A 17,771-nucleotide genomic window follows, 5' to 3' on the forward strand; every position below is an offset into this window, starting at 1 on the left:
GTGGACATAAAACTGGCCTAACTTAGCTGGACGGGCTCGGGCGACCGTTGATGCAGGGAGCTGCCCGGGGGCGGGGAAGTGATGGCGTGGTTGCCCAGCAGCAGCGTGGGCGTGGTCCCTGCCGCTACGGTCACGGCCACCGCTGTTCCCACGGGGTGGCGGACGGTGTGGGGCTGCCAGGAGCGCACGGTGCGTCCCGAGGCCAGCCTGACGTAGTGAAGGACAAAGGCCCCGTGGTACTCGACGGCCGAGACGCGCGCCTGGGAATCGGGGTCCGGGCGCAGCGCCACCTCGTGCGGCCGCAGCACCACGTCCACGTCCGCCTCGCTGTTGGCCCAGCCCGGCACGGTGGAAACGACGCCGATCTCGCAGGTCAGCAGGGCGCGGTGCACATGGGCCGGCAGGAAGTCCGCGTCGCCCATGAAGGAGGCCACAAAGCGGGTGGCGGGCTGCTCGAAGACCTTCTCCGGCGTGTCCGCCTGTTCGATGACCCCGCCGCGCATCACCACCACCCGGGTGCCGACGGAGAGCGCCTCTGTCTGGTCGTGGGTGACGAGGACGCCGGTGGTGCCGGCCTCGCGCAGCGTTGCCACGGTGTCCCGGCGCACCTGCGCGCGCAGCGACTCGTCCAGGCTTGAGAACGGCTCATCCAGGAGGACGACGGCGGGGCGGGGCGCCAGGGCGCGGGCGAGCGCCACGCGCTGCTGTTCGCCGCCGGAAAGCTCGTGCGGGTACCGGCCCGCAAAGTGGGCAAGGCGTACCAGGTCCAGGACTTCCCCGGCCCGGGCTTTGCGCTCACCACGGCTCAGCCTGTCCAGCCCGAACTCCACGTTCTGCGCCACGGTCATGTGCGGAAACAGTGCGTAGTCCTGGAAGACGAGCCCTACCCGGCGCCGCTCAGGTTCCACGAAGCGGCGCTTGTCCGCCACGACGTCCCCGGCCACCCGGATGGTGCCGATGTCCGGCCGTTCCAACCCTGCGGCGAGGCGGAGGGTGGTCGACTTGCCGCAGCCGGACGGCCCGATCACGGTCACCAGCTCGCCGGCCGGTACTGACAGGTCCAGCGTATCGACGCCCACGGCCGAGCCGTAGTCTTTGCTGACGCCTTCGAAGACGAGCGCTGCCGGAGCACCCTCCGTGCCGGCAGGATGCTTTTCACGTGCCACACGAATGGTCATGCCGAGGCCTTTCCAGGTGTTTCATTGCGGCGGGCTTGCCTGACGAGGACCAGTACGGGGAGGACGGCGGCCGCGACGATCACCAGTGCGGGCAGCGACGCCTTTTCCCAGAAGTTTTCGCGGGCAAGTTCGTAGACCCAGACGGACGCCGTGGTGAAGCCGAAGGGCCGGAGCAGCAACACGATGGGCAGTTCCTTGACGGCGTCGATTGCCACCAGCATCAGGGCCACGGCAATCCCGGAGCGTGCCAGGGGAACATGGACCCGCGCCAGGATGCGCCGTGGGCCGGCGCCCAGGCTGAGCGCCGAGAAGGTGAGGGTTGCCGGGATTTTGGCGAAGCTGGCGTCGACGGCCTGGTAGGCGGGGGCGAGGAAACGGATCACGTAGGCGTAAAGGATGCCCAGGACCGAACCCGTGACCAACAGCCCGGTGCCGCCGGGAACGCCGGCCGCCTCGAGGGCATCATCCAGTGCCGCGAAGGAGATGAGGACGCCGATGCCCACCACTGCGCCCGGTACGGCGTACCCGAAGGTTGTCAGCTGCGCGGCGGAGGAGACGAACCTGCCCCCGCTGAGGCGGACACCGTGTGCCACTGCCACGGAGAGGAACACGCAGGCCGCAGCGGTAGCTGCCGCGACCAGGAGGGTGTTGAGGATGTACTCGCCGAAGCGCGGATCCGCGAGGAAGCCGGGGTTTTTGACGGCCCCGCCCACGGCCCAGCCCAGCAGCTGGAGGACGGGGATCAGGAAGCCTGTGCTGACGGCAGCGGTGCACAGAGCGGCGGCAGCCCAGCCGCGGCCGCCGTGCAGTGTGGTCGGCTGCAGGCCCTGTCCCCTTCCGCCCTGCCGGTGATAGCGTGCCCGGCCGCGCAGGGCCCGCTCCCCCGCCAGGACGGCAACGGCGAACAGCAGGACCAGGACGGCCAGCTGGGTTGCGGCGTGGAAGTTGAAGGTGCCCTTCCAGACCAGGTAGACACCCACGGAAACGGTCTGGACGTTGAAGTACTGCACCGTCGCGAAATCGGTGAGCGTCTCCATCATCACCAGGGCCATGCCGGCGGCCAGCGACGGCCTGGCGAGCGGCAGCAGGACCCGCCGGAGTGCGCGCCCCCGCCCTGCACCGAGGGTCCGGGCTGCGTCGTACGTGCCGGATGCGTGCTCACTGAGCGCGGTGCGCGCCAGGAGGTAGACGTAGGGGTAGAGGGACAGCGACATCACCAGCACCGCGCCCGGCAGCGACCGGACGTCGGGGACCCAGACGTCCGGCCCCAGTACGGCACGCAGGGCGGTCTGCACCGGCCCGGAGACGTCGAACACGGAGAGGAAGACGAAGCCCAGGATGTAGGCGGGTACGGCCAGCGGCAGGACCAGCAGCCAGGCAAAGACATTGCGCAGCGGAAAGCGGTAGGCGGTGACGAGCCATGCCAGGCCGCCGCCCACCAGGAGTGAACCCGCTGCCACTCCCAGCATCAGGAGCAGGGTGGTGAGCACCATGCCGGAAAGTCCCCGCGGCGGTGCGGTATCGCCCACGCTGCCCAGGCCATCAACAACCACGGCGAACACGGGGGTGGCAACCACCACGGCCACCAGGACCACGAGTGCGGACCACGCCGGGCGCCCGGCACCGGCCGTCCGGCGGGGACGGCGTTTCGGCGTCCCCGCTTCAGCGAGGACCGCCGTTTCGGTCACTTGTATCCGGCCTCGGCGAGCAGGTCCACGGCCGCGGCGTTGAGGTCGCCGTAGGCTTCGGCGTTCAGCGGCATCCGCTTGAAGTCACCAAAGCCCGCAATCACCGGCTCGGGTTTGGCTGCCGGGTTGACCGGGAACTCGTGGTTCGCGTCGACGAAGGCGTTCTGGCCCTTCGTGGCGAGCCACTCAATGAGCCGCTGCGCGTCCCCGGCGTTGTCGGAGCCTTCCACCACGCCCGCGCCGGAAATGTTGACGTGCGTTCCGGCGCCCTCCTGGCTTGCCCAGTAGAGGTCCACCTTGAAATCGGGTTTGTCCTCCAGCGTCCGGGCCAGGTAGTAATGGTTGTTGATCCCCACGTCGCAGGTGCCGGCGTCGATCGCCTCAAGCAGCAGTACGTCGTTGCTCATGATCTGAACGTCGTTGGCCACCCAGCCCTTGGCAATCTCCAGGGCCTTCTCCCGGCCGTGCAGGTCGATCAGGCTCGCGACGAGGGACTGGGTGTAGGACGAGGTGGCGTCACGCATGCACAGCCGCCCCTTCCACTTCGGGTCCGTCAGCCCGGCGTAGGTGTCCGCCGCGTCGAAGTCAGCGGAATCCACGTTCTGGGGGTTATAGGTGACGGTGCGTGCCCGCATGGCCAGCCCGAACCAGCGCCCCTGCGCGTCACGGAGGTCCTCCGGGACTGCTTCATTGAGGGCGGCTGAATCAATGGCGGCGAGCTCATCCTGGCGCGCCGCATTCCACAGGTTGCCGGCGTCCACCGTCATAAAAACGTCCGCCGGGGAGTCTTCCCCCTCGGCTTTCAGGCGCTCGAGAAGTTCTGCGTCGTCACCACTGATGAACTCCACGGTGATGCCCGTTTCGTCCGTGAACTGCCCGAACGCACCCTCCAGATCATAGTGACGGGCTGAGTAGATCTGCAGGTCGGCAGGCTGTCCACCGATGATGCCGCAACCGGTCAGGGCGGATGCCAGTACTGTCAGGCCTGCGGCGGCAGCGAGTAAGCGTCGAGTGGGCACGTTGGGGCTCTTCTCAGGGGGCGGCTCCGGGACCGCACGGCAATTTGGCAAGGTAAGGCTATCTTAATTACTTGCCCGGCCTGTAACTGTTAAGGGCCGTGACTGCCCAGCAGGCGCCGTTCGACGTCGGTTACTTCCGGGTACGCTGCCTGCGTGCCTTTCCGGGTGGTGGCCAGGGCCGCGGCCACGGAAGCGAAGGCGGCAGCATCCGCAAGCGCATCCCCTGCGGCCAGCCGCACGGCAACCGCGCCGGTGAAGGCATCTCCGGCCCCCGTGGTGTCCACCGCGTCCACCTTCGTGGGCTTAATGAACGTCACGCGGGCGCCAGGCCCGGCCAGCGAGTCCAGCACCACGGAGCCCTGCGAACCCAGCGTCACCAGCACCTGCCGGATCCCCCGCTCCGCGAACCGTTCCCGCACGCCGTCCCACTCTGCGGCGGGGGCCTCAGCGCCCGGCACGGACGCCCCGCCGCCCAGGAACAGCGCTGCCTCGTGCGCGTTCACCAGCAGGACATCGGCGAGCCCGGCCAGGACGGCGGGGACCTCCGCGTACGGCGAGAGGTTCAACAGGACTGTAGCGCCGGCGTCGTGCCCTGCCTGCGCGGCTGCCACCACCGTTTCCATGGCGACTTCAAGGCAGAGGCTGACGACGGCGGCGCCGTCCAGGACGTCGCCTGCCTCGGCGACGTCGGCCGGGGAGAGGGTGCCGTTGGCCCCGGCCGAGATGATGATGTTGTTCTCGCCGCGTGAATCCACGGCGATGACCGCGACGCCCGTGGGCTCGCTGGACGTCCGGACGTGTCCCACGTCCACACCCGCCCCGGCAACCGAGGCGAGCAGCATGTCGCCGTTGGGGTCCTCCCCCACGGCACCGACGAGGCTGACCCGGCCGCCCAGCCTGCCCGCGGCGACGGCCTGGTTGGCGCTCTTGCCGCCCGGGTTCACGGCGAAGCCGTTGCCGTGCACCGTCTCGCCGGGCAGCGGGAGGCGTTCGCAGTAGATGGTCAGGTCCGCGTTCAGGGAGCCGACGACGACGATCCGGCCGGACTTTCCGGCGCCGGTGGTTCCGCCGCTCATTCAGCCACCTCGGCCTCGACCGGCTTGGGGATCAGCAGCGAGGCGGCGAACGCGGCCACGGTCAGGGCCAGGCCCACCACCACAACGGTCAGGTAGGAAGCCTGCGCGTCACCGAGCGCCGACGTCGCCACCAGCACGGCGGGCAGGATCAGGAAGCTCAGGCCTGCGCCCAGGTTGAAGGCGCCGGCGTTCATGCCGGGCAGGAAGCCGGGGTTGCCTGCGGGCGAGAGGACAACGCCGAGTCCATTGAGCATGATGTTGACCGTACCGGCGTACATGATGCCCAGCAAGACCGTGCCGGCGATCATCAGGGGCAGGCTGTTGAGACCGAGGAACGCGATGATGGCGAGCGCGGCAACACTCCCGAGGAGTCCGATGCGCAGCACTTTGGTGTAGCCGAGGACGGGTGCCAGCTTGCCGCTCAGCGGGCCGACGAGCCAGCCGAGCAGCGCGTACGGGGTGAGGATAATCAGCGACATCTCCGTGGGGCCGATGCCGAAGCCGGGCTCGGCGGCCTGGACGTAGGCGGGGACGATGCCGTTGATCACGGCGAAGATGCCTGTCATGGTGAGGGTGGTGGTGAGCAGCGGCGCCCAGGTGGCACGCTGGCGCAGGTGCACCGTTTCCACCATCGGCTGGCTGGCCCGCTTTTCCGTCCGCCAGAAGGCGAGGAACGCGACGGCGGAAACGGCCACGAGTGCGAGGCTCAGTACGAGGGTTCCGGAGGAGAAGGCGCCTACCAGCTTGGAGCCTTCGTTAAGAGCTGTCAGCAGGGCGCCCACGGCCACCACGATGAAGAACACACCGCGCCAGTCCATGGTGGTGCCGGCCGCCGGCTTGCTCTCGGCGGCGAGGAAGGCGATCAGCGCGGTGGCCACAACAGCAAGGACCACCATGAGCCAGAAGATGCTGCGGAAGCCGTAGTGCTCCGCGAAGTAGCCGCCCACAAAGGAATCGACGCCGGCCACGCCGCCGTTCACGGCGGTGATGAGGCCCATCAGGGTCCCGTATTTACGGGGGTTGCTGACGGCGGAGCGCAGCATGATCAGGCAGAGCGGGACGGTGGGCCCGCTGACGCCCTGGATGATGCGGCCCACGAACAGCCAGGTCACATCCGTTGCCAGGGCTGCGATGACGGAGCCGGCGGCCATCAGCAGCATCATGCCCAGCAGGACCTTCTTGCGGCCGATGATGTCGCTCAGGCGGGGCAGGAACAGGGAGAACAGGGCGGCGGCCGTGAAGAACCAGGTCTGCGACAGCCCGATGACGGCCTGGTCCGTTTTAAGTTCTTCGCCCATGGTGACCAGGGCGGGGCTGAGCATGGAGGCGTTGAGCTGGAAGGCCACGCAGGCTGCCAGCAGGGCGATCATCAGCGCGGTGACATTGCCGCGGCCGGTCTTGGGTGCGGTGATCGTGGCAGTCATCTACTTGACCCCTCCGGCGGTGAGGGCCGCGCCTTCGCGGCTGTCGGCGTCGGACGGCTCGCCAATCCGGACCAGCGCATCGGTGACCAGGTCCCAGAACTTCTTGTGGTCGAGGTCAACGGCAACGCTGGTGTGGCAGTCCGCCGGCGCCGGGGCGCGGAAGTCCGCCACCGTCATGCCCAGGGTCAGGGTGCCCTGCAGTTCGATGTTCACCGGCACCTTGCGGGTGCTGACGATGCTGGGATCGATGACGTAGGCCACGGCGCACGGATCATGCACGGGCGGGAAGTCAAAGCCTTGGGCGTCCTTGTAGGTGTGGGCGAAGAAGTCCATCAGTTCCGTGACGAACTGTGCGGGTTTGGTGCCGATGGCCGCGATCTTTTCGACGACGTCCGGGGTGGCCAGCGCCTGGTGGGTCAGGTCGAGGCCCACCATCACCACCGGCCATTTTTCATTGAAGACGATGTGGGCGGCCTCGGGGTCGATGATGATGTTGAACTCGGCCACCGCGCTCCAGTTGCCCACGTGGTAGCCGCCGCCCATGAGCACAACTTCCTTGACGCGTTCCACGATGCGGGGTTCCTTGCGGGCGGCCAGGGCGATGTTGGTGAGGCCGGCGGTGGGAACCAGGGTGACGGTGCCCGGCTCGTGCGCCATCACGGTGTCAATGATGAGGTCGACGGCGTGGCGCGGGTCCAGTTCGATGGTGGACTCGGGGAGGGCGGGGCCGTCCATGCCGGACTCGCCGTGGATGTCCGGCGCGGTTTCGATGCTGCGGACCAAGGGGCGGCCGCAGCCGGCGGCGAAGGGGACGCCGGTGATGCCGGCGATGGTGCCGACGGCCAGGGCGTTGCGGGTTACCTTTTCCAGGGTCTGGTTGCCCACCACCGTGGTGACGGCCAGCAGGTCGATGGCGGGGTTGCCGTGCGCGAGCAGCAGCGCCACGGCATCGTCGTGCCCGGGGTCGCAGTCCAGGATGATTTTGGTGCGTCCGGCCTGGCTTGCGGGCTGGGGATTTGGTTCCACGATGGTTCTCCACGTCATTGGGGTCCTGCCTGGGGTGGCAGGAGGCTCAGCATTCCGGAGTGATCATGACACTGTTTCGGCGGTCACGTCAAACGCTTAACGTCGCGCACGTCAAACGCTTGATGCCATGCGGTGCCTGAAAATGTTGTGATGCTACTACGATCGAGGTATGGAATCCGCGGAACAGGTGCAGCAGCCGGCGCGCCATCGGCGGATCACGGCCGCCATGGTTGCCGAGCGCGCCGGGGTCTCGGTGGCCACTGTGTCACTGGTGGCCAACGGCAAGACCGCAGGCCGCGTTTCCGAGGACAACATTTCCCGGGTGCGGGACGCCATTGCCGAGCTGGGCTACGTGGTGGACGGCATCGGCAGCTCCCTGGCCAGGGGCGTCAGTTCCATCGTGATCCTGGTGGCCCCGGACATTTCCAACCCGTTTTTCGCCAAGGTCATCGCCGGGGTCCGCGAATCGCTGGGCCCCAGCTACCAGCTGCTGCTGTCCGTCACGGACTCGGGCGAGTTTCCGAAGGCAGCCGACGTCCGCAAGCTGATGTCCCTGCGCCCGGCCGGGCTCCTGGTTGACGCCCCGAACGCCGACTTCCTCGAGGACCTGTCCGTGGCCGGGCCCCTGGTGCTGCTGGACGCACCCGGGATGGAGTCGTTCGCGCCGGCCGTGAACCTGGACGTAGCCTCTGGAGCGCGGGAACTGGCCGCGCATCTTGCGGGCGCCGGGCACCGGCGGGTGGCCTACCTGGACAGCGTTACCGGGACCACCACCTTCACCCTCCGCCGCGACGCCTTCCTGTCCGAGGCGGCAGCGCGCGGCATGGCGGTGGATTCCGCCGACGTGCGGAGCACAACCATCGACGTCGGCGCGGCAGCGGCCGCCTTCGCCGACGCCTGGCCGGACTGGCAGCGGAACGGAATCACCGCCGTCGTCTGCGCCACCGATACGCACGCCTACGGTGTGCTGCAGGAAGCGCGCGTGGCAGGGGTGAAAATCCCGGAGGAGCTGGCCGTGGCCGGCTTCGACGACCTTCCCTACTCCGCCACCAGCAGCCCCGGCCTCACCAGCGTGCACCTGCCCGCCACTCCCCTGGGCCTGAAGGCCGGTGAACAGCTGCGCCGGCTGATGGAAGGACGGGCGCTGGAGCCGACGGACCTGACCCTGGAAAGTTCCCTGGTGGTGCGGGGTTCAACGCTCGCGGGACGCTGAAGGTTACTGCCGCCGTCGTTCTGTCACAGCCCGGCCGTAAGCTGGGAGCATGCCGAGTCACTGGGAAAGCCTGGACGCGCCGCTGCGCGAATCCGTGCAGCACAACGTGGAGATTTACGAGCGCGTCCGCCCTGCCCTGAAGCTGGTCACGCGCGATGTCCTGCTGATCCTGCGGGACATGCTGAAGGACTCCGAAGTTACCCCGCTGTTCGTGACCGGCCGGACCAAAACCGTGGAATCGTTCAAGGAAAAGATTTCCCGGACGGAAGAACCGCTCGAGCCGGGCGGACCTCCCGTGCTGAAGTTCCCGGACCCGTTCCGCACCCTGAACGACATGGTGGGGATCCGCGTCATCACCAAACTGCCGGCGGAAAATGCCGCGGTGGCCAACATCATCAAGCGCCAGCGCCAACTGTTTGACTGCCGGGGGGACCGGGAGAAGGACATCGGATCCATCGAGTCCGGCACCTACGGGTATTCCAGCCGCCACCTGATCCTCCGGACCATCCAGAACGAGGCGGTCAAGGAGTACCAGCAGGTCTTCAACCCGGACATCGCGCCTAACGGCAGCTACTTTTTTGAATGCCAGATCCGCACGATCTTCGCGCACGCCTGGAGCGAGATCGAGCACGACATCCGGTTCAAGGCGGAGGACCCAAGGGCGTGGACCCCGCATTTCGACCGCCAGTTCACCGCGACGGCGGCCATGCTGGAAACCGTGGAAACTGCGTTCGCCGACCTGCACGAACGGTACGAGGAAGTGCGCAGTTTCTGGGACACGGACGGCGAGGGAGCGGCGCCGTTGACCCCCAACCGGATCCGCGACGTGTGGCGCACCCTGCTGCCGCACGTGGACCGGAAAGTGGACGACGACTGGGGCTGGGCTGCCGAGCTCCTCGCCGCCCACGGCCTCAACCAGACCATGCAGCTGGCCGGGCTGCTCAGTGCCAACCGCATCACCGAGGTCCGCAAGGCGCTGGACCACCGCTACTCCCCCGGCCCGGACCGGCTGCTGGATGACCTGCTGCTGTGGCAGTACGGCACCAAGCACATCGACCTCACCGCAGAACCGGCCGACGCCGTCCCGCACCCGCGGCGGGACAGCCTCCTGCGGCGGCTCAAACAGATCGAACGGTACCGGCTGACGAAGAAGTAGGGACGCCGCTAGGAAGATGTAGAGCGCGTGTCGAAGGCCGCGGCCGATTCCCGCAGAAGGCGGGCCACCGTGTCCACGGGCGTGCCGGCGGACCGCCGCCTGTCGAAGCGCCGAAGGACGATGCGCCGCGTACCCAGCCCGGGGACGTCCAGGACGTCAACCCCGTCCTGGACAACGCCCGTCAGCGCCAGGGTGGGCACGATGGCTGCGCCCTCGCCGGCAGCCACCAGTGCCAGCGCGGTCAGCGTGTCCTGATACTGATGCACGGTTTCCATCGGGACACCCGTTGACTGGCGGAGCCGGCCGAGCACCGAGGCGTTGGCGGCTGACGGCTCGACGCCGAGCCACGGAAATGGCAGGCGGCCAAGGTCAATGTTCTCGGTGGTAAGGAGGGCGCCGGCGGGAACCACCAGTTTCCAGGGCTCGTCCAGCAGGGGCTCCTCGGTCATTCCGGCGGACAGCGAACGTTCACCGGACGTCGTCGAATCGAGTTCCACCACCACGGCGTCCAGGGCACGCTGCCGGAGGAGCCGCATGAGGGCGGGGAAGTCGTCCTCAATCATCCGGATCTGCAATTGCGGGTACTGGACTCGCCACTCAGGGAGGCGCGGGATCACCACGGTGCGGACAAAGCTGGTGAAGCCGCCGACGCGCACCACGCCTGCAATGGTGGCGCCGCCTTCGATCCGGGCGCGGGCGACGCTGAGGGCGCGTTCAATCTCTTCTCCGGCTTCGGCTATCGCCAGACCGGCGGGTGTCAGCACCGACCCTTTGGGTGTGCGCAGGACCAGCGAGTGCCCTGTTTCCTCCTCCAGTTTGTTGAGCTGCTGGGAGACCGCAGAGGCCGTAATTCCCAGCTCATCAGCGGCGGCGAGCACGCCGCCGGTACGGGCAATCGCAAGGAGCACACGGAGCCGGCGCGGATCGATATCCATGTTAAGCAGTTCTAAACCATGTCTTCAGAGGAATGCAATTGATCTAAAGCTTGGGCCTGCTCATAATTGCTGCTAAAGGGCTAGTTACGCCGGGTGATTATCGGCTGGGCATCAACTGTGAAGGGACATCATGGAACTGCTGTGGGAAATTGCGGGCTGGGCAGGCGCGGTTGCAATACTCAGCGCGTACCTCGCCGTATCCATGGGTTGGCTCAAAGCCGGCAAGGGCTTCCAGATCGCGAACCTCCTCGGTTCCTGCGCCTTTATCGTGAACGGTGCATTTCATGAGGCATGGCCGTCCGTGGTCACGAACATTGCGTGGTTCCTCATCTCAGCTGTAGCGCTGTTCCGCATGCGCTCCGGGGACGAGGCTGCGGCTACTGGGGGCGAAGCACCGCAGGCGCAGTTCCCTGGCGTCCCGGAGACCGGCCAAATGGCCATTATTGACGCGCCCCGCGCAGCGTAGCTTCACCTGCTCCCCAACGGCAGGCCGCCTAGTCCTGCCCCGCGGCGGCCGGCTTCTCGGACCGGTCAACTGACCGGCGGATACCAACTATCCGGACGGCGACCCCCACAAGGACGAGGCTGATTCCCAGCGTCATCAGAATCCAGACCGGTACCGTAGCGGCATCGATATTCCGGTAGCACTCTGCCGCCAACCCGGTAGTCCGCATCTGCACGTCGGCCATTTCGGCTGCGGTGCTGTTCGGAAGCAGAGGACTGCCGCACAGCGGCCCCACCGTCTTCAGCCCGATAACAAAACTGAGGATGTGCAGGGCGAATCCGACGGCGACTGTCAGAAGCCAGCCGCGCCGCTGGCTAAGCTCCTGATTAATGTCCCTGGTCGCATCTCCCGGAGAATCTCGAACCTCCATACGTAGAGCTTAACGGGAGTCCCGCCTGCCGTGGTGGCGTCCTTGTTGAGGTGGACGCGCCTGTGTGGCGGGAACGGCTACACGTACTGCGTTCATTTATGGATAACCCCTAGGATGACCCTCATGACATCTGATGACGAGAAGGATCCTCCTGTACCCGCCGATCTGGTCGGGGCACCGAAGCGCATCCACCACGATCGGGTTGCCCGAGAGAATGACCGATCCGACTGCACGACCCCTTCGGAGCAGCCGACGGACTAAAAAATTTTTCCTGTCTTGTCGATCTGATGCCGGCCCGTTCGACGCGATAGTAGAAGGACGCATCAGGCGTTCTCAGTACGAAGGAGAAGAACCGTGAAGTTCATGCTGATTATGCGCGCTACCGAAGAGGCAAAAAAGGCCTACGAAGCGGCGGACATTGAACAGATCATCAATGCCATGGGCGCCTACAACGAATCGCTTATGAAGGCGGGAGTGCTGCTCGCCGGTGAAGGGCTCGCCGACGATATGAGCGAGGCTTTCGTTGTTGATTTTTCAGGCGAGAACCCCATTGTTACCGACGGCCCCTACGGGGAGACCCATGAACTCTTCAATGGATTCTGGATCATCCAGACCTCCAGCAAGGAAGAAGCTGTGCAGTGGGCCAGCCGCTGCCCGCTGGGCCCGGGCAACAAACTCGAAGTCCGCCGCGTCACCGATATGAGCGACTTTGAAGACTTCTCGGACAACGAATTCCTCCAAAAGGAAGCCGGCTGGCGTGAGGAACTCAACCAGCCCTAGCCGCATGGCCGACACACCCTCTGGCACCTCCACACCGGCGATCCAGCGCACGCTGGACGCCGTGTGGCGGATCGAAAGCGCGCGGATCATCGCAACGCTCGCCAAGATGACCGGCGACGTCGGCCTGGCGGAAGATCTCGCCCAGGAAGCCCTGATCGACGCCCTCACGCAGTGGCCCGGGTCGGGCGTCCCGGATAATCCGGGCGCCTGGCTTACGGCCGTGGCAAAACGCAAGGCAATAGATAATTGGCGCCGCCGGGACCGGCTCGACGAACGCTACCGTGCAATCGCGCACGACCTCGCGGAGATGACCGAGGACCAGTGGCAGCCCATCCCCGATGACGTGCTCAGGCTGGTCTTCATCGCCTGCCACCCGGTGCTCTCCCGTGAGGGGCAGGTCGCCCTGACCCTCCGCACCGTGGGCGGGCTGACCACCGGGGAGATTGCCCGGATGCTGCTGGTTCCCGTCGCCACCGTCCAGCAGCGCATCGTACGGGCAAAGAAGACCCTGTCGGCCGCCCGTGTGCCCTTCGACGCCCCTGAGCCGAACGAGTGGAACGCGCGGCTGGGCTCGGTGCTGGCGGTGCTGTACCTCATCTTCACCGAAGGCTATGCCGCCACAACGGGTCGTCAGTGGATCCGGACCGAACTCGCCAACGAAGCGCTGCGCCTTGGGCGTGTGCTTGCCGGCTTGCTTCCGCAGGAGTGCGAAGTTCACGGCCTCGTGGCGCTGATGGAGTTCCAGGCGTCCCGGTTCGCCGCGCGCGTCAAGCACGACGGCACCCCGATCCTGCTCGCTGACCAGGACAGGTCACGCTGGGACAGAACCCAAATAGGACGTGGCCTGGCATCACTGGCACGTGCCGATGCGCTCGGCCGCGGAAGGGGCAACTACTGCCTTCAGGCGGCCATCGCGCAATGCCACGCGACCGCCCGCAGCTTCGAAGAAACCGACTGGAACAAAATAGTGCTGCTCTACGAGGCCCTGGGACGGCTGGCACCCAGCCCCATCGTCGAGCTGAACCACGCCGTAGCAGTGTCCATGGCCACCGGCCCTGCAGCCGCCTTGAAGATCGTGGACCGCCTCGTTGCCGGTGGCACCCTCCACCACTCACACCTGCTGCCAAGCATCCGCGGAGAGCTGCTCACCAGACTCGGAAGAACCGACGAAGCCAAAACCGAACTGTTGCAGGCCGCCGCACTCACCGCCAACGAACAACAAAAAGCGGTTCTTCTCGCCAAGGCAGCCACCCTCTGATTATTCGCGCGGGCTCCGGGCCAAAGGCCCAGACGGCCACGCGCCTGCCTGCGCCCGCCCTCTGGCCGCGCCCCTTAGAAGAGCTTGCCGGTCCCGAGGGGGCAGCAGCGCCGCCATAACCTCCGGTAAAGACTTCATTGCTCCCTTGCATTGAAGCCTAGATCGACCCATTTGGGGCGGTTCCTTTAACTGTGTCCCCTAGCGCCACATGCCCGAAGCCATGCGGGCAAGACAACACGATTAATTGATAAAAAAGACTGGACTAGAGGTTTTATATTGCCGTAGAGTTGCTCGTACATCAAAAGGGGTGACGGGAATCACATCTGGACTGCTTGATTTGCGCGGCAGTTCGCGTATGTATCCGGTGACCAAGACATTCCAAGAACTTCACCAGCAAGAAAGGCAGACACGGCATGACACGAGAAGAAGCTTACGCACGATGCCCCTCGGATTCGTACGTCGAATTTTACGGTGGCCAGTGGCTCGTAGTCCCGCTTGTGCCCGTTGAGCAGCCCGATTTTTTCAGGTGCCTGCCCCGGCCTCCACACAATTAAAAGCAAAGCAACAAACGGCGTAAAGGAGCACCGATGACCGCCACTATCAACGACATGGCCGAGGGCTCGTTCGAAGACCTCCCAACGCCCCTTGCCTGCCCGGCAGCGGACTCCACTTCCCCAGTCTTGACTGTTTCGGTCAACGACGAGGCAGTTCTTACGATTGCCCGTCGATTGCACGACGCGGCATGCCTGTACGGGCGCCTATGCGAACTTCGCGACTTCCACGCGTTGGACAACTACGAAACCGACATCAGGGGCATGTTGACTGCAATGGTGCAGTCCAGTGCTGAAGCTGATAGTCGGGAAATAAGCCCCTGCCGCAGTACAGCTGGGCGGCAGTGGTTCCAGGGCAAGTGGCGGTGCACTGATTGCCGCGGTGACGTCCGCTTCAGCGGCGGGAACGGCTGGATTCACCTTCTTACTGCGAGGCAATGCTGAAATGTGAAAAAGTGTGGACATGGCTGCACTCATCGAGGATTACGCGTTGCTTTCGGATCTTCAGACCGGTCCTCTCATCTCCCGTGAAGGCAGCGTGGACTGGCTTTGTTTCCCGCGCTTCGATTCACCGTCTGTGTTCAGCCGCCTTGTAGGTTCTGATGAACACGGTCACTGGCTGTTAGCCCCGAGCGATCCAGGTGCAGCCGTTGTCGACCGGCATTACGTCGAATCCACGTTTGTGCTGCAAACGGTCTGGGAAGCTTCCGGCGGGCGCATCCTGGTGACGGATTTCATGCCCCTGGGAGACAGCAGTTCCTCCCTGGTCCGCCGTGTCACAGGTTTGGTCGGCAGCATGGAAATGCGGCAGGAACTCCGGATCCGGCCAGGATATTCCACTGTCCTGCCTTGGATGAGCCGTGTTATCGACAGTGGGCCGACGGCATCATTGGTTCTGTTGGCAATGGCAGGTCCGGATGCTTTCGCACTGCGAGGACCCCATCTGCCACAAGCCCATGCGCACGGACATGAAGGAACGTTCCTCATCTCCGAAGGCGAGACGGTGGATTTCGAACTAGCGTGGTTCCCTTCACACCGCCCCGTGCCGGCTGCGACAGACGTTGACGCCGCCCTCGAAGTAGCTACCGAGTATTGGACCCGGTGGGGAAGCCACTGCAGGCAAGACGGCGCCTATGGAGGCGCCGTTAAGCGGTCATTATTGGTACTTCGCGCCCTCACGCACATGGAAACCGGCGGCATCGTCGCAGCGCCCACCACGTCCCTTCCGGAGGACTTCGGTGGACCACGGAATTGGGACTACCGGTACTGCTGGTTGCGCGACGCAGCTCTGACATTGGAGTCGATGCTGACCCACGGCTATGAAACAGAGGCCCTTCAGTGGCGCAACTGGCTCCTTCGCGCCCTCGCCGGTGACCCTGAGCAAATGCAAATCATGTACGGGGTCGGGGGCGAGCGGGAACTTCCGGAACGCGAACTCACCCATCTTCCTGGCTATGCCGACTCTAAGCCAGTGCGCATTGGCAATGCCGCCGTATCGCAGTTCCAAGCGGATGTTGTTGGTGAAGTAATGGTGGCCCTGGAGAGACTGCGTATGGCCGGAGGAAAAGAAGACCATTTCTCCTGGGCACTTCAGCAGGCACTCTTGGGCTTCGTCGAAAAGCATATCGATGACAGGGACTTCGGGCTTTGGGAGATGCGCGGCGAAGCACAATACTTCACCCATTCCCGGGTCATGATGTGGGCCGCCTTCAATAGCGCGGTCCGGGCGGTGCGGCTGCACGGGCTGACCGGCGATGTTGAAAAGTGGGAGCACCTTCGTGACCGGTTGCGTGAGGAGATCATGCGCCAGGGATTCAACAGGAGCATCGGCTCATTCACGCAAACCTACGGTGGAACTCAAACGGACGCAGCGTTACTGGTGATGCCCCAGGTCGGTTTCCTCCCGTACAACGACGAACACATGCTTGGCACGGTCGCGCGGTTGGAGCAGGAACTCCTTACCGGCGACGGCCTTTTGCTCCGCTACCGGACAGAGAGCGGCGTTGACGGTTTGGAGCCGGGCGAACACCCTTTCCTCGCATGCTCATTCTGGCTGGTGGAACAATACGCGCGCACAGGTCGGCACGGCGAGGCAAAGACCTTGATGGACAAACTCGTGGGGCTCACAAACGAGCTCGGCTTGCTGAGCGAAGAGTACGCAAGCGATGAAGGTCGGATGGCCGGCAACTTTCCCCAGGCATTCTCACACTTGACCCTGGTCAGGGCGGCCGACGCCATGCACGGGGTGGACCGGCTCAGCCTGGCTGTCGAAGAGCCGGAGTGAACACGATCTCCGGTTTAGCGGCCGGTGCGGTATCAGCGTGTGCCGCCCACCATGCGGCGCAGGCTGCCCGCCAGCTGTTGAGGTCATCTTCAGGGCCGTTGATGCTCAGCGCGGAACCCGACACCCTGGCCACTGCCCCGCCACAGGAGTAGGCACCGTCCTCGGCTGTAACTGCCGGGTACTCCTCGTAGAGTTCGCGCAGGGAACGGATCACGTAGCTTGGGCGCTCGTCTACGGGAGCAACGAGTGCCGTTTGGACTGAATCCACGCCCGTGAGGACGAGGGCTGTGGCCATCCCTGCGCGGTTTCCACCCAGAATGTCGGTGTCCAGTCGATCGCCAACAACCAAAGGGCGCTTGACGCTGGAGTGGCGCGCTGCCGTCTCAAACAGGGCTGCTTCTGGTTTTCCTGCCACCAGGGGCACTTTTCCGGTGGCGGCGGTAACCGCTGCCACCAGTGATCCGTTTCCGGGAGCGAACCCCCGCTCCTGCGGAAGGGTCATGTCCAGATTCGTAGCTACCCACGTAGCACCCGCCGTGATCGCGTAGGCAGCCTCTGCCAGGTCTTTCCAGCCGAGCTCGGGGGAAAACCCCTGAATGACTGCGTCTGGCCGGTCATCCGAAGTGGGTACGACGATGAGTCCTTGTGACCGGACGGAGTCCGCGAGGATCCGACTGCCGACGACGAGTACAGACGCGCCGGCCTCAACCGTGCCGGCCAGCAGTTCTGCACCGGCCAAGGCAGACCCGAAGACCTGCTCAGCGGTGGCAGGTGCTCCCAGTTCGCGTAGATGGGCAGCAACCTCCTCGGATGAGCGCGAAGCGTTATTGGTCACGTATGCCAGGCTCTTGCCCTCACCGGCGAGCCTGTCGAGTGCTTCGGTGGCGCCGTCGATCGCCTGCGGTCCGGTATAGACGACGCCGTCCAGGTCGGCGAGCACCCCGTCAAAACCGTCAATCAGCCGTTTGCCGTATACCTCCCCCTCGCCGGCCGGCTCGGGCTTTCGTATGGAGGCGGTGCCTTCATCCAGTTCAGCAGGAGACGGGTCAATCCGTGGCATTTTTTGACGCTTCGCAGCACAAGGCTCCAACTCGGCGAGCAGGGTGACCTCGGTCTCCAGCAGGTTAATCCGGTGATGGTGGCCCATGGGTTACAGCTTCTTTCCGGCCGAGCCGAGCTGCTTGGTGGCTTCCACGACGCGGGCTGCGAGGCCGGCTTCGGCGGAGGCGCCCCAGACGCGGGGGTCGTAGGTCTTCTTGTTGCCCACTTCGCCGTCCACCTTCAGGACACCGTCGTAGTTGCGGAACA

At 65.4% G+C, this 17,771-nt stretch carries 16 protein-coding genes and 1 pseudogene; 7 read left to right on the forward strand and 10 right to left on the reverse strand.

Annotated features, from left to right (window positions below; genetic code table 11):
- Nucleotides 1-17: 17 nt before the first annotated feature.
- The 6 genes from DXK94_RS15570 to DXK94_RS15595 all read right to left on the reverse strand — a co-directional run bounded on the left by DXK94_RS15570 (nucleotide 18) and on the right by DXK94_RS15595 (nucleotide 7,429).
- A complete protein-coding gene (locus DXK94_RS15570) occupies nucleotides 18-1,178 on the reverse strand; it encodes an ABC transporter ATP-binding protein (RefSeq protein WP_115525658.1) in 1,161 nt (386 codons plus the stop codon).
- Nucleotides 1,175-2,866, reverse strand: a complete 1,692-nt coding sequence (locus tag DXK94_RS15575) for an iron ABC transporter permease (RefSeq protein WP_115525659.1) — start codon at nucleotides 2,864-2,866, stop codon at nucleotides 1,175-1,177. The genes DXK94_RS15570 and DXK94_RS15575 overlap by 4 nt, the downstream gene beginning before the upstream one ends.
- On the reverse strand, nucleotides 2,863-3,885 hold the full coding sequence (locus DXK94_RS15580) for an extracellular solute-binding protein (protein WP_115525660.1): 1,023 nt from the start codon (nucleotides 3,883-3,885) through the stop codon (nucleotides 2,863-2,865). The genes DXK94_RS15575 and DXK94_RS15580 overlap by 4 nt, the downstream gene beginning before the upstream one ends.
- An 89-nt stretch (nucleotides 3,886-3,974) precedes the next feature.
- Nucleotides 3,975-4,961, reverse strand: a complete 987-nt coding sequence (locus DXK94_RS15585; RefSeq protein WP_115525661.1) for a ribokinase — start codon at nucleotides 4,959-4,961, stop codon at nucleotides 3,975-3,977.
- Entirely contained in the window at nucleotides 4,958-6,385 is a 1,428-nt protein-coding gene (locus DXK94_RS15590; protein ID WP_115525662.1) for an MFS transporter, read from the reverse strand. The genes DXK94_RS15585 and DXK94_RS15590 overlap by 4 nt, the downstream gene beginning before the upstream one ends.
- A complete protein-coding gene (locus DXK94_RS15595) occupies nucleotides 6,386-7,429 on the reverse strand; it encodes a nucleoside hydrolase (RefSeq protein WP_115525663.1) in 1,044 nt (347 codons plus the stop codon).
- Between the two features lie 151 nt (nucleotides 7,430-7,580).
- Here DXK94_RS15595 and DXK94_RS15600 point away from each other — a divergent pair, with 151 nt between their 5' ends.
- Together DXK94_RS15600 and DXK94_RS15605 are read left to right on the forward strand one after the other, a co-directional pair.
- Nucleotides 7,581-8,624, forward strand: coding sequence for a LacI family DNA-binding transcriptional regulator (locus DXK94_RS15600; RefSeq protein ID WP_258868570.1), 1,044 nt, complete (start codon nucleotides 7,581-7,583; stop codon nucleotides 8,622-8,624).
- Between the two features lie 49 nt (nucleotides 8,625-8,673).
- A complete protein-coding gene (locus tag DXK94_RS15605) occupies nucleotides 8,674-9,780 on the forward strand; it encodes a GTP pyrophosphokinase family protein (protein WP_079596995.1) in 1,107 nt (368 codons plus the stop codon).
- Between the two features lie 8 nt (nucleotides 9,781-9,788).
- Here the strand turns inward: DXK94_RS15605 and DXK94_RS15610 are convergent, their stop codons facing one another.
- Nucleotides 9,789-10,715: a LysR family transcriptional regulator gene (locus DXK94_RS15610; protein WP_079596996.1), complete on the reverse strand. Its 927-nt coding sequence runs from the start codon at nucleotides 10,713-10,715 to the stop codon at nucleotides 9,789-9,791.
- Nucleotides 10,716-10,845: 130 nt separating this feature from the next.
- On the opposite strand from DXK94_RS15610, the gene DXK94_RS15615 reads away from it, so the two are divergent.
- Nucleotides 10,846-11,181: a YgjV family protein gene (locus DXK94_RS15615; RefSeq protein ID WP_079596997.1), complete on the forward strand. Its 336-nt coding sequence runs from the start codon at nucleotides 10,846-10,848 to the stop codon at nucleotides 11,179-11,181.
- A 28-nt stretch (nucleotides 11,182-11,209) separates the two neighbouring features.
- On the opposite strand, the gene DXK94_RS15620 is transcribed toward DXK94_RS15615, so the two are convergent.
- Entirely contained in the window at nucleotides 11,210-11,590 is a 381-nt protein-coding gene (locus DXK94_RS15620; RefSeq protein WP_079596998.1) for a hypothetical protein, read from the reverse strand.
- Nucleotides 11,591-11,944: 354 nt separating this feature from the next.
- On the opposite strand from DXK94_RS15620, the gene DXK94_RS15625 reads away from it, so the two are divergent.
- The 4 genes from DXK94_RS15625 (at nucleotide 11,945) to DXK94_RS15640 (ending at nucleotide 16,463) form a co-directional block, all read left to right on the forward strand.
- The gene (locus DXK94_RS15625; protein ID WP_115525664.1) at nucleotides 11,945-12,370 is read left to right on the forward strand and encodes a YciI family protein; all 426 of its coding nucleotides are present in this window, start codon (nucleotides 11,945-11,947) and stop codon (nucleotides 12,368-12,370) included.
- A gap of 4 nt (nucleotides 12,371-12,374) precedes the next feature.
- Nucleotides 12,375-13,628 carry an RNA polymerase sigma factor gene (locus DXK94_RS15630; RefSeq protein WP_115525665.1) on the forward strand — a complete coding sequence of 418 codons (1,254 nt, stop codon included), beginning with the start codon at nucleotides 12,375-12,377 and terminating at the stop codon, nucleotides 13,626-13,628.
- A gap of 587 nt (nucleotides 13,629-14,215) precedes the next feature.
- Nucleotides 14,216-14,623 carry a hypothetical protein gene (locus tag DXK94_RS15635; RefSeq protein ID WP_115525666.1) on the forward strand — a complete coding sequence of 136 codons (408 nt, stop codon included), beginning with the start codon at nucleotides 14,216-14,218 and terminating at the stop codon, nucleotides 14,621-14,623.
- A gap of 19 nt (nucleotides 14,624-14,642) precedes the next feature.
- Nucleotides 14,643-16,463, forward strand: a complete 1,821-nt coding sequence (locus DXK94_RS15640; protein ID WP_115525679.1) for a glycoside hydrolase family 15 protein — start codon at nucleotides 14,643-14,645, stop codon at nucleotides 16,461-16,463.
- On the opposite strand, the gene DXK94_RS15645 is transcribed toward DXK94_RS15640, so the two are convergent.
- Both DXK94_RS15645 and DXK94_RS15650 read right to left on the reverse strand, forming a co-directional pair.
- On the reverse strand, nucleotides 16,435-17,523 hold the full coding sequence (locus tag DXK94_RS15645) for an HAD-IIA family hydrolase (protein ID WP_181884850.1): 1,089 nt from the start codon (nucleotides 17,521-17,523) through the stop codon (nucleotides 16,435-16,437). The genes DXK94_RS15640 and DXK94_RS15645 overlap by 29 nt on opposite strands.
- Before the next feature lie 90 nt (nucleotides 17,524-17,613).
- A pseudogene (locus DXK94_RS15650) lies at nucleotides 17,614-17,771 on the reverse strand (class II fructose-bisphosphate aldolase); the annotation flags it as partial.

Source organism: Arthrobacter sp. RT-1, assembly GCF_003367205.1.
Lineage (GTDB): Bacteria > Actinomycetota > Actinomycetes > Actinomycetales > Micrococcaceae > Arthrobacter.